Below are 12,727 nucleotides of genomic sequence, written 5' to 3' on the forward strand. Positions count from 1 at the left end.
AAGACCGACAAGCATCCAGTATTGGAAAGAGACGTTGCTGCAAACCACGCTGGTACTGGTGCTGGTCGCCGGATTGATCTATCGGATCGCGAACACATCGGACTGGAGCGCGTTCGACGCCGGGTTGCTTTATCTCAGGTCTCCTGCAGGTCATCCCGATGGCTGGATTCGTGCGCAAGAGCTGGTTCGGGCTCGATCCGGCGCGCGAGCTGTTTGGGCGGCGGAGAACGATGCTCGATCCCTCGCATGCGAATCCCGGCGATTGAGTATGCGGGAGATGGCCAACCAACGACTCCTCGTTACCGATCCGCCCATTGGCGTCACCCGGGCGCCGCTGCCAGACTGGGTGACCTGGTTGGCGTTGGGCGGGATCGTGCTGCTTGGAATGGCAGTCCGGTTGCTGCGGCTCGACGATCTCAGTCTGGTTGGATGAGATCTGTCGTCGACTACATTCGCCGTCCCTGGACGACGGTGCTTGGGTTCGAAGGCGCCTGCGACAATCACCCACCCCTCTATTTCGGCAGCATCGTGGCGGTTTCACTCCTCACCGGAGAAGCGCAAGCCGCCCGTCTGGTGAGCGCGGTTGCCGGCAGCGCCGCAATTGTCGCGGTCTTCTTCCTCACCCGGCGGCTGGTCAGGACCTACGCCGGGCTGCTGGCGAGCACGATTCTGGCGCTGGCGCCGTTGCATATCTGGTACTCGCGTAGAGGGCCACATGTACGCCCCCGCGGCCCTGTTCGTGGTGCTCTCCTGGTATGCGCTCATCCGGTTTCTGCCGGGCGCGATCGCCGGTAGAGTGTGGTCTATGGGGCGATGCTGGCGCTGGCGGCGTATACCGACTACAGTGCGTTCTATGCGCTTGCGCCGCAGGTGCTGACGGTTGCCTACAGCTGGCGCAGGAATCTCCCTGGCGCACCGTCCAGTGAAGTTGATTGCGGTTGGTGGCGCGGCGTTGTTGTTCGTTCCATGGGCGGCGCAAGTGCTGCGCAGCATCAAATTCGTCGGGGACGACCGCGTTTTTCTGTATGTCACCTGGCAGAAGGTGTTCCGCGATTCGTTCTACTCCATCGTCGGTTTGCCAGGCGAGCGTGCCTACTACTGGGGGGTAAGTACCGCACGCCGTGGGTGACCTGGCCCGAAATCCGGCCAGTGGCGGCAGCGCTCGTGGCGCTGATATTGCTCCTCGCGGCCGCCACGCCCGAGCCGGCCGTTATCGCACGATGCTCGTACTGGGAATGTCGCTTTGTTTCGGAACGATCAGTGTGACCGCGCTTGCCAGCTATCTGGTGAGCCCGGGAGTATGCCGACCGCACCGTTTCCTACGCGGTGTTGGGTTGGGCAATGCAGCCGGAGCTGCGCCGTTTGGGCGGGTGCCGAACGGCGTGCGCCCGCTCGCATTGGGAGCGGTGGGACTCTTTGCTGGCGAGTTCGCTACTGGCGTTGCATGGCGTAGCCCGGACGCCGACAAAGAACACTATCGCCAGCTCGCGGTGGCGGCTGGCGAACTCGATGAGCTCGGCTATCCGCTGGTGGCCGTGGAACGTCTGACATCAGCTCATTGCCGATTCGACCGGACTGGTGCGCACGGCCATTTCCATCTACGAGCCCGACATCAGGTGGAGGCGATATTATTGTTTTGCTTCCACCGGTTTTTCTGGGATATCGCAACCAACTACCCATGGGAAGCCGCGGGGATGGCGGAACTGCAGGCGAGGAACTCGCCATCGCGAGGATTCGTGCTGGTGCAATCGGAACCGTTTCAGCCGGTGATGTCGCTCGATCTCTGGGTAAGCGCCGATCTGGTTGGCGACCAGCAGCTCGATCTCCTGGGCCAGCCAAACCGCGCGCCGGTGGAAGACGCTCCCGGGTGGTGGCTCGAGGATGGCGGCGTTCGCGGAGGTTGGCCCGACCGGCGCCCCAGCTGTTGATCTACGCGCTCGCGAGAACTGGCGATGCCGCGGGCCGAGGTATCGCAAGATCGTCTCGGATGCTGCGCTCTATCCGGTCGGGTCACGACCTACATCAGGTTGCGTTGCCGGTCGGAGCGGGAGAGGTGCAGCTTTCCTGTCTCGTCTGCGCGGGGTGGTGTTGTCGGAATCGACGGCGGAGCTACCGCCGCCGGAAGAACCTCGATGAAACGTGGCATCGCGGCCTTGCCGGCGTCGCCTGTCCCGATGGCGCCGCCGAGCTGGTGAGCCACGCTCGTCAACGGATTTGGCGATCGCGCGCGGAACCTTTCGCTCGGTCCTATCGCCCACGCAACCTGGGTTCATCCTCGAGCCATGTTGGCGATAACGCACCATCAGCACGAGTTGACGGGATGGAGACTTCCAGACGCCAGCCCAGTTTGCCCAAGATCGTGTAGCCGCAACCTTCCGTGGTTGCCCAGATCGCTCGATTGCAGCCACAGAGGGCTGCGCGGCTACAGGACGGGAGGCAGCCACGAAGGGTTGCAGTTACGGAAACGGAGAGCGAAGCGCTTCGTGACCAATGGACTGGCGAACACGAGCGTGCCTTGCATCTGCGGACTGTTCGCAGCGGTGACGAACGCCCGCAACGATTCGACCGAGCTATCCCGATGCGCCAGTCGGTCTCCTTGAGCACACGTTGAACCAGACCACTGCCTCGATGGCCGGAAACCGTTCGGGAATCTCGCTCAGGTATGCGCTCGTTGTCAATCCGCCTTGCTGCCGCCCAATTCAGCCGAGGCGGTCTCAGCAATGATGACGGGCCGCGTCAGAAAACTCTTACCCCAGCTCGGCATAGATGCCCTCGAAGAAGATGTCGGAAAAGGTATCCCAGCCGGCGACACCCCAAGGCTGCGGCGTGTCACCCCAGTTGAATCCAGGCCCCCACATAAATGAGCATAATCGTCACCGGGAAGACCTTGTCGTCCAACGGGACGATTTCGCCTGCTCGGCGTCGCCGCGACGCTCGCGAATGGCGGACCGGACCGAAACATTCTCCATGCACGATGCAAACCAGTCGTGGTCAGATCGCATTGCCACTCGATGAACTGTTCTGGCGTGTTGCCATTCGCGCCAGCAGACCGAGGATACCGGTCGCCATTCATCTCATGCCCAAACCGGAGCCAGCGGACGCCGGACGCCTGCAGGCCAGACCAGTCGCCAGCTGTCGATGTAGGTGTCGGAGTAGCGGAGACGATATTCGCCAGCGAGAATGTCGGTTGATCAGCAACGCCGACGCCACCGGCGTAGATCGGCACCCGAGCTTCCCAGGTAATGAACGGAATCCCTCCACGCTCATCGACATACTGAAGCAGAGGGGGTCGAAAATCCCCGAGTTCAGATGCCCCAATGCGTGTGGAACATCACCGGCTCCAGTGGACGGCCAATCTGCTGGATCGTGGCGTCCAGCCAGGTGCAGTCCTCGACCACCTCGACCATCATGCCAGCAGAAACCGCGGATGTATCTGTGCGCGGATTCTGATTCCTGCACAGGTGTAAGCGCGCATGCGGAGAGTTTCCCAGCGCGAGCAGGTATAAGGGGCGATGCGGACGACGGTCCGTCGAGAAATCGATGTTTCGATCATTGAGATTCCATCCTTGTCCTGCGAGTGTGCCGTGTGTGTTCGTGGGCCAGGACGGGGCGATTCTGACGTCGAGCGCAAAGGGGACGCGCCCAAGAGACACGCTTGATTCTCTGTTTGGCACAATTGTAGCAATTGGCTCCGTCGAACGAGGACCATATGGGCCGCTCATGGTACGGAAGCCATCTCCCCAACACGTGTCAGGAAACGACAGCATCATGCAGACCGAAACAAATGGATCCCACGCGCAGCACGAAGGGCCTCAGCACGCGCCTTCCTATGAAATGGACAAGGCGGATCCTGGCCCGGCTGAAACGGCTGGAGGGACAGGTGCGCGGCGTGCAGAAGATGGTCTGGAAGGGACGAAGTACTGCGTCGATGTCCTCACCCAGATCTCGGCCATCGTCGCCGGGTTGCGCGCCACCGGCTTGCTCGTGCTGGAAGACCATATACGCGGCTGCGTCATCGGCAACGATCCTCCCAGCGGGGAAGAAACCCTCGACGAGCTGATGTCCGCCATCGAGCGCTTCAGCCACAGCGTGAGCTAGCCCGCGATCAGGAAGCCGCCCTGGGCGACGTTTCGGTTCCGACGGCCATGGCATTCTGGTGGCGGCGCGAAACATGGCCGGTTGACATGGTGTTGTGCCGGGTGTGTACTGGGAACACTGGGCCCAAACAGGTGCGACGGGACCAACTCCGTTTCGATCTGTCTGACGATGTCGCACTGGCAGCGAGAGTATCGATGACCCGGCGGTTGCGTTTCGATCGTTGCGTTGACTCTCGTGGCGCTCTCTTTATTGTGGGACTCAGCGTCCAGGCAACGGGAAGTGCCCTCCCGGCAACTGCGCAGGATGCCGGTTGCGGACCGTGGATTCCGTTCGATGAGATGGAAGGGACGCCCGAGGCAAAGCCTGGGGAACAGGACGACTATCAGGTCATCAGCAGTTTCGAGTCGATCACCGAGCTCCGCCGGACTACTTGATCGATGTCGTCCTGACTCAGGTAAACACTCTTCGACGGCGGAACGCTTGCGGTGCTTTCCCGACAGCCGTCGATCATCCGTGTCGATAGCGGTCTCGTCCAGATCACCATCTGCGAGGGATCGCAAATCGAAATCAACAAGCCGATGCCACCATTCCGACGCGAAGTTCGGGGCCGGAACATTCGATGTACCTGCCGGTGGCGCCCTGTTTATCGATGCGGACGATCGGTACTATCTGACCGGTGCGTCCAGCGGAACCGCTACCGCCGAGGACGCCGGCACACCTACCGCCGCGACACCGGTTTCAGACGAAGCACGGGCCGGTTCCACGCTCACCGTCGTGACCTGGGACGGGATACGGTTGGCGTACGGGATATGCGGGGGCGCAGGATGTTGAACCCGGCACGGGACGTCACCGAAACTCACGGCACGGGTCTGGGGGAGTTCGATCGCATCGAACTGCTCGATGAGCGCGGGAGAGCAGGCCCGGCCACGGGCGAGCCCGGCCTACGAACTCGCCAGGACCGAGCTTGACCAGAAGCCGGTCGATCGCGCGGTCGAGCGCGGCGCGCTCCCACCGCTGCTGGCTATGCCCGATTGCTCTAGCGCAGTTGTTGCGCAGCGCCGATGCACATTCGGCCGCGGCATCCCAGTTTCCTCGAATACGAGCAGGCGATGCGGCTCCTTCCAGCAGGAGAGCACGGTGTAGGCATCGAAACAGGTCACGAGCGGAAAATGCGCGCTCGAAGCTGGACGTGCCTGTTCCGGCGCGGTGTCCAGCGGGAGCCAATCCCTGTTCCAGAAAACAAAGACCAACGGCCTCTGCATCGCCCGTTTGCGAGAAGCGTGCAAGAGCATGGTCATAAGCAGACTCGATGGCCGATCTCCCAACCGGCGGTGTGACGCCTTCGATCAGCCATCCCCAGGCGTCGCCAGTGGCATCGTTGGAGCGTTCGGCATGTGCGCGCCATTCCCCGGCAGGCATCGATGGCTGCTTGCTCATCGCCAGATTCGCAGGCCGTGTAGGCGAGTCTGGCGTAGCCGAGCGCGACGATCTGGGGATCGTCTTTCGCTCTCCCGGCTGCCAGCACATCGTTTGCCATGGCGCGGGCGGTTACATAGTTTCCACTCAACGCGGCCACCGTGCTGAGCGCGGCCACCGATCGCACCCGTAGAGGCAGTTCTCGCTTTCGTCGGCAATGGCGATTGCCCGGCGGTAGAACGTGGCTACTGCCGGATCGCTGAACCAGGTATTGCCCAGATAGAAGAGCGCTTCGGCCTCGAGCTCCGGGAGGATAGGATCCTTCTGGCCGGTAGGCGCGCTCGAACCATGACCGCGCCTGGAGCACCGTCCTCCGCTGATCGAGAAAACCTGCTGCCAGATCGATCACCAACCGCAGACCAGCGGAGTCGCGGCCTGTTCGTCGACCGCGGCCTGCAGATTCTCGAATTCCCGATCGAGCCGGTCGAGCCACTGCGCCGAATCGGCGGTGCGATGGTGCGGGCGCGCTTCTCTGGCCAGATCTGAGAAGAAGGCCGCATGCGCCAGGGCAGCATCGTCCCATTCCCCGGCTCCCGCAATGCGTCGATAGCAAACTCCTGAATGGTTTGCAGCATCAGGAACCGCGGCTCACCGGTGGCATCGGGCGAAACCTGCAGGAGATTGGCCTGCACGAGCGCGTCCAACCGGCTCAAGGCCCAGAGCGGATCGGAAATGCCCTCGTTCCAGATGACGGCCGCCGCCGCATCGACCGCGATGCCCCCATGAAAGACCGCCAGACGGCGAAACGCGCGTTGATCTTCGGGTTCCAGCAGGTCGTAGCTCCAGGTGATGGTGTTGGCCAGGTTCGCTGGCGATCCGGGAGATCGCGCGGACCGTCGCGCAGGAGCGCCGCGGCTTTCCTGCAACCGGTGTTGCAGGGCCTCGAGCAACATGCGCACAGGCTGCCCGCCGGCTCGATCGCCAGCGGCAGTCCGTCGACCGGCGAACCGTCGGCGATCGCCTCGGCGTTGTCATGGTCGAGCGCAGAGGATGCGCGCACGTCACGCGCACGCTGGGCGAACAGCGCCCACCGCCGGGCTGGTCTGCGGATCGTCTGGCGAACGAGCCCGGTTCCAGCGCGATCCGGCGCTCGCCCCGGATGCGTACCGGCGCCCGGCTGGTGGCGAGAATGGTGACATCTGGCGCGGATTGCACAATGGCGCTGCGAATTTCGGCCACGCCCTCGATCACTTGCTCGCAGTTGTCGAGCACCAGAAGAGTACCGTCCGTGCAACCAGTCGAGCAGCGCATTGCGCGGCGAGACAGCGAATCGACCGCGCCGGCCAACCTGCGCGATTGCACGTCGAGCACCTGATCATTGCGCGGAGCAACAGAGATCGACAAGCGAATCCCGTCCTGGAACTCGTCCAGGAGTTGCGCCCGCAACCTCGGTGGCGGCGGGTCTTGCCCACCCCTCCGGTTCCCAGCACCGATATCATCCGATGCTCGCGCGACCGGAGCAGCGCCTGGAGGACGAGCGGCCTCGGCTTCCCGTCAACCATCGACGATGGCCAGCGTGGAAGGTTGTGCGTGCGGAGGTCGAGCGTGGCGGCGGCAGGAACTGCTCGGGCGGCTCACGGGCGACGATCTGAAAAATCCGGCTGCTGCCTAACACATCCCGCAGGGCGCGCTCGCCAAGATCGCGCCGCTCGATTGCCCTCCGGCCAGGCGTCCCCACGGGCTGGGACGGTCTCGTGCGTGCAGAGAATCTGCCCTCCGTGCCCGGCGGCGAGTGTGCGGCTCAGCCGGTTGGTGGGGCCGAAGTAGTCGCCATCGTGTGTGTCCGCCTCCCCGGTATGGATCGCCAACCGGACCAGCAGGTCGTCACCGTCGACCATACCCGGCCAATGCTGCGACAGCAGAAGACGTTGCCCGGCAACCGCTGCGCGGATGCTGCTGGGCGCGTCCGCGAAGACGGCATAGACCCCATCGCCCACGGTCTTGAAGACCGTTCCGCCATGCCGCTCGACCGCGTCGCGCAGAAGCTTCCTGCCGCGGCACCGCATCCGCCATGGTCTCTGGATATCGGTTCCAGAGCCGAGCTACTTCGATGTCTGTGAAGAGGAAGGTGATTGGCGACGACGCTGTCCTGCCCAAGACCAGTGCGGTGGACGGGGGACTGTGTCGCGTGAGTACCCAGCGCGCACCGCGTGTTGAGCCGTGCTCCTCCCTGTCTTCTCCCTTCAGCGTTGACTCGTCTCTGAGGCGCACCGATGTCCGATTCGATCGAACAGCTGATCGCCGCGGCCAGCAATCCGGTGCATCCCGAGCCGTGGGGCGCGCTCGCCCAGGCGCTCTTTGCCGCTGGCGACTACCCGGGAACCGTGCAGGCCGCGCTCCATGCCACCGAGCTTGGCTATGGTGGGTTTAGCGAGATGATGGTGCTCGCCTCCCGGGCAGCGATCCGCGATGGCGAACTCGACGCGCGGCCGAACTGATGCAGCTGGCGCTCGATCTGCGCTATCGGGATATTGGCGGTATCCGCACCGATCCGGATTTTGCCCCCCTGCTGTCGCATCCCGGCATTGCCTATCGGTTCGGGATGCCCGACCCGGATTCCACCAGGAGCAGGGATGGCAGGGGGACATCGAGTTCTTCGAGCAGAACTGTTGCGTCGTTCGGCGAATCCGTTCGCGCTTGTTTCCGCGGAGGAGATGGACAGCGCGATCGGTTGGTCTTCCGAGCATGTTGCCGAGCTGAGCGATGCCGAGATTCTGCTGAACCTCGGTCGCCTGCTGGTGGCGCTGCAGAGCGGGCGCCTATGTCTCTCCCGCGCTGGAACAGGCCGACCTGTTGGCCGCGCTACCGTGGAGGTTCTACCGGTTCGAGGAAGGCGTTTTCATCACGCATGCCGCTTCGGCCTATGCCCATCTGGTTGGGTTGCAGGTGGCCGAGATCGAGGGCGATCGATGGCCGAAGTGGCGCAGGAGATCGTGCCCACGATCTGCACTGACAATCCGCATTGGCCGAGGCAATCATTGCCCTTCCGCCTGCGAGAGACGGCCTTTCTGCATGCCCCTCGGTCTGACCGCGCATCCGGACCGGGCCACGCTGCGGCTGATGGACGATGCCGGGAGTCTCGCCGATCACCGTGATGGCTGACAACGAGTTTCCAACCGCGCCGCTCGGCCGCAGCTTCCCGTTTCCGGATCACTGGGTCACGGCGTTGGATCGACTCCCAGCAAGACCGCTCTATTTACGGGATCTTCGGCACCCCTTTGGTTCGAGCCGATACACGAGCTGGACGCCATCTATCTGCCAGATCAACAACACATGCGCGATGGCGATGACGAAACCTTCGCTGCCTTCACCGATCGGTTTTTCGCCATGCTCCACGAGACCAACCCCGATCGGCTCATCATCGACATTCGCATGAACAAGGGCGGCAACACCACGCTGGAGTGGCCGTTTCTCTACACTGGTCGCCAGCCCCTGGAACCAACCCGGCAAGCTCTTTGTCATCATCGGGCGGCGCACCTGGTCGGCGGCGCAGAGATTCCGCCACCTATCTCGATCTGCATACGCATGCAATCTTCGCGGGCGGTAGCCGGATCGTCGCCCAGCTTTACCGGCGAGAGCATCGAGTTCGTGCTTCCCTGGTCGGCACGCGGGTGAACATCTCCGATCTGCAGTGGCAGAGCGGCTGGCCGATGGGACCGGCGTCCGTGGATCCCGCCCGATCTCTTTGCCCAGCCGACCTGGGAGTCCTACCGTGCGGGCGGGACGTGGCGTTGGATGCCATTGCGCGGGAGATCGCGCAGCCGACCACTTTCGCAAACCGGCACCGAGACGACAATGACCCACGAATCGATCTACCAGCAGTTGGGGCCAGACCGATCATCAACGGGCGCGGACCCACCACGTTGGCCGGCGGGTCGTTGATGAACCAAGGTATTGGCCGCGATGGCCGAAGCCTCCACGCGCTTCGTCGATATGGAACTCAACCGCGCAGTTGGCAAACGGATTGCCGAAATCACCGGCGCGGAAGCTGGTGGTCACCTGCGGATCGGCAGCCGGTATGGTGCTGGCCGCGGCGGCCTGCGTGGCCGGGAGCAATCCCGAACGCATCGCTGCCCTGCCGGACAGCGATGGCTTCCCGAACGAAATCGTCTTCCACCGCGCCCGCATCATGTACGACCGTATGTACCGCGTTGGGGGCGGGCGGTTGACGCTCATCGGAACCTGGGAGCGCACCGATCCCGCCGAACTGGAGCAAGCGATCACCGACCGTACCGCCGCGGTGGCCCGTTTCATCAATCACAGTACAACGGACCCGGCGCTCCCCTTCGAGCAGGTGGTCGAGATCGCGCATGCGCGCAATGTGCCGGTGTTCGTCGATGCTGCGTCCACCCTCCCACAGTCAGTCACCTGCGCATCTGGATCGAGCGCAGGGCCGACCTGGTCATTTACAGCAGGGGAAAGGGCATCCGCGGTCCGGCCGGGTCGGTTTGCTGGCGCCGATCTGATCGAAGCGGCCCGCTTGAATGGCAGTCCCAATGCTTCCGTCGGGCGCGGCATGAAGGTCGGCAAGGAAACGATGGTCGGGCTCGGGGTTGCGCTTGAGCGTTTCCTGGCCCACGACCACGAGGCTGACTACCGCGGTCACATGGCGCAGGCCGACCGGTTGATGGCCGCGCTTGAGCCCGGTCAGATGTGCGTCTCACCCGCAACGACGATCAGGCGATTTGGCCTTCCCGGTCATCGGTGTCCACCCCGTGGACGACCGCTGGAATCACCGCGCAGTGGTCCAGGCGCTCATCGACGGCGATCCCTCCATTCATCTCGACGCGCTGCGCGACCGGCTGCAGATCAATACCCACTGGCTGGAGGACGACCAGATCGACGTCATACTCCGCCGCCTCACCGAAGAACTCGACGCGCGTTGTGGCGCCTAGCGAGGTTCAACCCTCGCTCGCAACCAGCGCGCGAAATCGAGGTTGCTTCGGAGCGGTGCTCCCCGGTCCTTGGCGATCTGTTCGATGCGTGCTGCCAGCTCGAGAATCTCCCCGGAACTCCAGGCCGTTGACGCGCAGGAAGACATCAAGCGTTACAAGTGCTGCCCGCTTGTTGCCGTCGACGAAGGGCTGGTTCTGTGAGATCCCAACGGCCATCAGCACCGCCTGGGTGACCAGGTCCGCACTGTCATAGTAGGCGGCCATTTGTGCGCGCATCAACGCCGATTCGAGTAGCCCTTCATCGCGCAGTGGTTCCAGCCGCTCGCCCATGCAGTCCAGGATCGCACGATGCAGCTCGACTGACCTCGGCCACCGTTAGGTAGCGGATCATGGCTATTTCGCGAGATAACGATAGGCAGCTTCGTGGTCCGCCAGCTTGCATCGAGCGCGTCACGCAACTCGCGGCTCAAGACCGGTCGTTCTTCCAAAGGTGTGAGCTGGACCGCAAATCGGTCACCCACAGACCACCCGTTGCGCTCGACTTCCTCTTTCGGAATGGTGATGACGGCGCTGTTTCCGGCTTTGCGCAGTTGTTGCTGAATCATGTCTGATATGCTCGTCCCACGCGTAATCATCGTGCATACGGTGAATACAGTATATACCGCGTGCCGGGGACGCATTCCTGCGTCTTCTGTTCCCCGTTCGGTCGGGCGAGAAGCAGCGCGTAGGTTATGAGGAGGCTGGTTGGTACGCCACGCAGCTTTCGGCGGCGAGCCAGAAGAGGCGTTCGCGGATTGTGTGCTTGTCCCAGTCGCGCGGGTCCCAATCGCCCAACCCGCTGACATCGTCTCCCCGTAAAGAATCTGCTTAACCGGCACACCACGAAATGCCCCGACCGCAAAAAGCGCCGAGGCTTCCATCTCCACCATGGCGCACCCTTCGGCGGCCTGTCGCCGCGCGACCTGGCCCAGGTCTCGGTAGATGGCGTCGGTAGTCCAGGTCTTGCCCAATCGATAGCCGACGCCGTGCCGTTCCAGTGTTGTCGCAATCGTGCTCACATTCCGCATCCTGCGCGATCTCACGGGCGGCGGGCACATGGTGAAACGAGGTTCCCTCGTCACGCACAGCGCTGGTCAGGATCATCAACTGCCCGACATCGATCCCCCGATCGAGCACTCCGGCCGCCACACGCGACCACCGTGCGCGCGCCCAACGCGATGAGCTCTTCCAGCACAAAGGCGGCCATTGGCGCGCCGATGCCAGGTTGAATCGCGACAATGGGCGTTCCATCGATCTCCACTCGCAACATCGGATTGGGACCGGCTTCGCTGGTCAGAAACCCGATGACCTCCGTCGTCTCCCGGGTGCGCAAGTCGCCCAGCACATCGTGAAAAAAGCAGATCACCCGCGTGTTTCAGGAAATCCTCCCGTTCCACGAGCACGTGATGCGGCTCGATGATGGCGGTGCGGTCTTCGTCGAATTCGAAGAGTGGAAACGTGTCGATCATGTCGTGAGCATACAGGACCCGCCGCGGCATGCAAAGAGTCGATCTACCGTGTCGCGGCAACCGCCTTGAGCGGCTTCTTCTGCTTCGTCCTTGCCGCGCGTTCGATACGCGGCGAGCGCTGCGATGACGGCCTCCGGGTTCTGCTCGATCACCCGCAGATAGCTCGCCGCTGCCTGATGCGAGCGGAAGGAAGGAGCGCTTCTGCTCCCAATCCCGGAGCGTGCCCAGCGGAGATCTCGAGAAGGTCTCGAGGAGAACTGCACTTGCGTCATGCCGAGCGCCTTGCGTACGCGCACCGCGTCCACGACGCGTCGCATCTGACAACTCTTCCTCAGTCATTGGCGGGTTGTCCGGATCGGAGAGCGCGGCGGCCTCGATCTCCTCATCCGTCATGTTACGGAGCCGTTCCCAGTCCGTCTTATGCGGAGATTCGTAGGGTTTGCCCGTAGAAAGATCGATCAACGTCCCATCTTCATAGAGACGTACTCGAACCGTATTCTCTTCGCTCACGGCGGCTTGCCCTTCTAGCGGTGATGATTCGCACGTTCATGCCGCACGTATTGTGAAGATCACTGCAATGAGCGAATCGCTCGAACGGCCGACTGTTTTCCAGCGTGGCTCCGGCGACCTGCCATCAGGGGAAATCTGCTCGATCCGATCGATATCGAGAAACACGTTGGCAGCGTCGATGAATGCGACTCATGTTTTTCGACATTCATCTCCGCCTTGGCGTGATCCCACTCAACCTCA

At 63.0% G+C, this 12,727-nt stretch carries 17 protein-coding genes and 1 pseudogene; 10 read left to right on the plus strand and 8 right to left on the minus strand.

The window, feature by feature from the left end; all coding sequences use genetic code 11:
- Positions 1-34 precede the first annotated feature (34 nt).
- From R2855_13535 to R2855_13550, 4 genes are all read left to right on the plus strand, one after another.
- Complete coding sequence (locus tag R2855_13535) at positions 35-433, plus strand: hypothetical protein (GenBank protein MEZ4532025.1); 399 nt, start codon at positions 35-37, stop codon at positions 431-433.
- Positions 430-795 carry a glycosyltransferase family 39 protein gene (locus R2855_13540; GenBank protein ID MEZ4532026.1) on the plus strand — a complete coding sequence of 122 codons (366 nt, stop codon included), beginning with the start codon at positions 430-432 and terminating at the stop codon, positions 793-795. The genes R2855_13535 and R2855_13540 overlap by 4 nt, the downstream gene beginning before the upstream one ends.
- 85 nt (positions 796-880) lie before the next feature.
- The gene (locus tag R2855_13545; protein ID MEZ4532027.1) at positions 881-1,129 is read left to right on the plus strand and encodes a hypothetical protein; all 249 of its coding nucleotides are present in this window, start codon (positions 881-883) and stop codon (positions 1,127-1,129) included.
- Positions 1,130-1,235: 106 nt separating this feature from the next.
- A complete protein-coding gene (locus tag R2855_13550) occupies positions 1,236-1,928 on the plus strand; it encodes a hypothetical protein (GenBank protein MEZ4532028.1) in 693 nt (230 codons plus the stop codon).
- A gap of 89 nt (positions 1,929-2,017) precedes the next feature.
- Here R2855_13550 and R2855_13555 read toward each other — a convergent pair whose 3' ends face one another.
- The gene (locus tag R2855_13555; protein ID MEZ4532029.1) at positions 2,018-2,209 is read right to left on the minus strand and encodes a hypothetical protein; all 192 of its coding nucleotides are present in this window, start codon (positions 2,207-2,209) and stop codon (positions 2,018-2,020) included.
- A 1,575-nt stretch (positions 2,210-3,784) separates the two neighbouring features.
- Between R2855_13555 and R2855_13560 the strand changes: the two are divergent.
- The 3 genes and pseudogenes from R2855_13560 to R2855_13570 all read left to right on the plus strand — a co-directional run bounded on the left by R2855_13560 (position 3,785) and on the right by R2855_13570 (position 4,532).
- Positions 3,785-3,876: pseudogene (locus R2855_13560) on the plus strand (hypothetical protein).
- Complete coding sequence (locus tag R2855_13565) at positions 3,835-4,098, plus strand: metal-sensitive transcriptional regulator (protein ID MEZ4532030.1); 264 nt, start codon at positions 3,835-3,837, stop codon at positions 4,096-4,098. The pseudogene R2855_13560 and the gene R2855_13565 overlap by 42 nt, the downstream one beginning before the upstream one ends.
- Before the next feature lie 251 nt (positions 4,099-4,349).
- Positions 4,350-4,532: a hypothetical protein gene (locus tag R2855_13570; GenBank protein MEZ4532031.1), complete on the plus strand. Its 183-nt coding sequence runs from the start codon at positions 4,350-4,352 to the stop codon at positions 4,530-4,532.
- 860 nt (positions 4,533-5,392) lie between these two features.
- On the opposite strand, the gene R2855_13575 is transcribed toward R2855_13570, so the two are convergent.
- The 3 genes from R2855_13575 to R2855_13585 form a co-directional block, all read right to left on the minus strand.
- The gene (locus R2855_13575; protein MEZ4532032.1) at positions 5,393-5,692 is read right to left on the minus strand and encodes a hypothetical protein; all 300 of its coding nucleotides are present in this window, start codon (positions 5,690-5,692) and stop codon (positions 5,393-5,395) included.
- A 67-nt stretch (positions 5,693-5,759) separates the two neighbouring features.
- Positions 5,760-6,467: a hypothetical protein gene (locus R2855_13580; GenBank protein ID MEZ4532033.1), complete on the minus strand. Its 708-nt coding sequence runs from the start codon at positions 6,465-6,467 to the stop codon at positions 5,760-5,762.
- Positions 6,468-7,148: 681 nt separating this feature from the next.
- The gene (locus R2855_13585) at positions 7,149-7,580 is read right to left on the minus strand and encodes an adenylate/guanylate cyclase domain-containing protein (protein ID MEZ4532034.1); all 432 of its coding nucleotides are present in this window, start codon (positions 7,578-7,580) and stop codon (positions 7,149-7,151) included.
- 207 nt (positions 7,581-7,787) lie between these two features.
- Here R2855_13585 and R2855_13590 point away from each other — a divergent pair, with 207 nt between their 5' ends.
- Both R2855_13590 and R2855_13595 read left to right on the plus strand, forming a co-directional pair.
- Positions 7,788-8,012, plus strand: coding sequence for a hypothetical protein (locus tag R2855_13590; GenBank protein MEZ4532035.1), 225 nt, complete (start codon positions 7,788-7,790; stop codon positions 8,010-8,012).
- 835 nt (positions 8,013-8,847) lie between these two features.
- Positions 8,848-9,189: a hypothetical protein gene (locus R2855_13595; GenBank protein ID MEZ4532036.1), complete on the plus strand. Its 342-nt coding sequence runs from the start codon at positions 8,848-8,850 to the stop codon at positions 9,187-9,189.
- A gap of 358 nt (positions 9,190-9,547) precedes the next feature.
- On the opposite strand, the gene R2855_13600 is transcribed toward R2855_13595, so the two are convergent.
- Positions 9,548-9,886, minus strand: a complete 339-nt coding sequence (locus R2855_13600; GenBank protein MEZ4532037.1) for a hypothetical protein — start codon at positions 9,884-9,886, stop codon at positions 9,548-9,550.
- A gap of 373 nt (positions 9,887-10,259) precedes the next feature.
- Here R2855_13600 and R2855_13605 point away from each other — a divergent pair, with 373 nt between their 5' ends.
- Entirely contained in the window at positions 10,260-10,469 is a 210-nt protein-coding gene (locus tag R2855_13605; protein MEZ4532038.1) for a hypothetical protein, read from the plus strand.
- A 6-nt stretch (positions 10,470-10,475) separates the two neighbouring features.
- Here the strand turns inward: R2855_13605 and R2855_13610 are convergent, their stop codons facing one another.
- The 3 genes from R2855_13610 to R2855_13620 form a co-directional block, all read right to left on the minus strand.
- Complete coding sequence (locus R2855_13610) at positions 10,476-10,823, minus strand: Fic family protein (protein ID MEZ4532039.1); 348 nt, start codon at positions 10,821-10,823, stop codon at positions 10,476-10,478.
- Between the two features lie 763 nt (positions 10,824-11,586).
- Positions 11,587-11,874, minus strand: a complete 288-nt coding sequence (locus tag R2855_13615) for a hypothetical protein (protein ID MEZ4532040.1) — start codon at positions 11,872-11,874, stop codon at positions 11,587-11,589.
- 99 nt (positions 11,875-11,973) lie between these two features.
- Positions 11,974-12,294: a hypothetical protein gene (locus R2855_13620; protein ID MEZ4532041.1), complete on the minus strand. Its 321-nt coding sequence runs from the start codon at positions 12,292-12,294 to the stop codon at positions 11,974-11,976.
- Between the last annotated feature and the right edge of the window lie 433 nt (positions 12,295-12,727).

The organism is Thermomicrobiales bacterium (assembly GCA_041390825.1).
GTDB lineage: Bacteria > Chloroflexota > Chloroflexia > Thermomicrobiales > UBA6265 > JAMLHN01.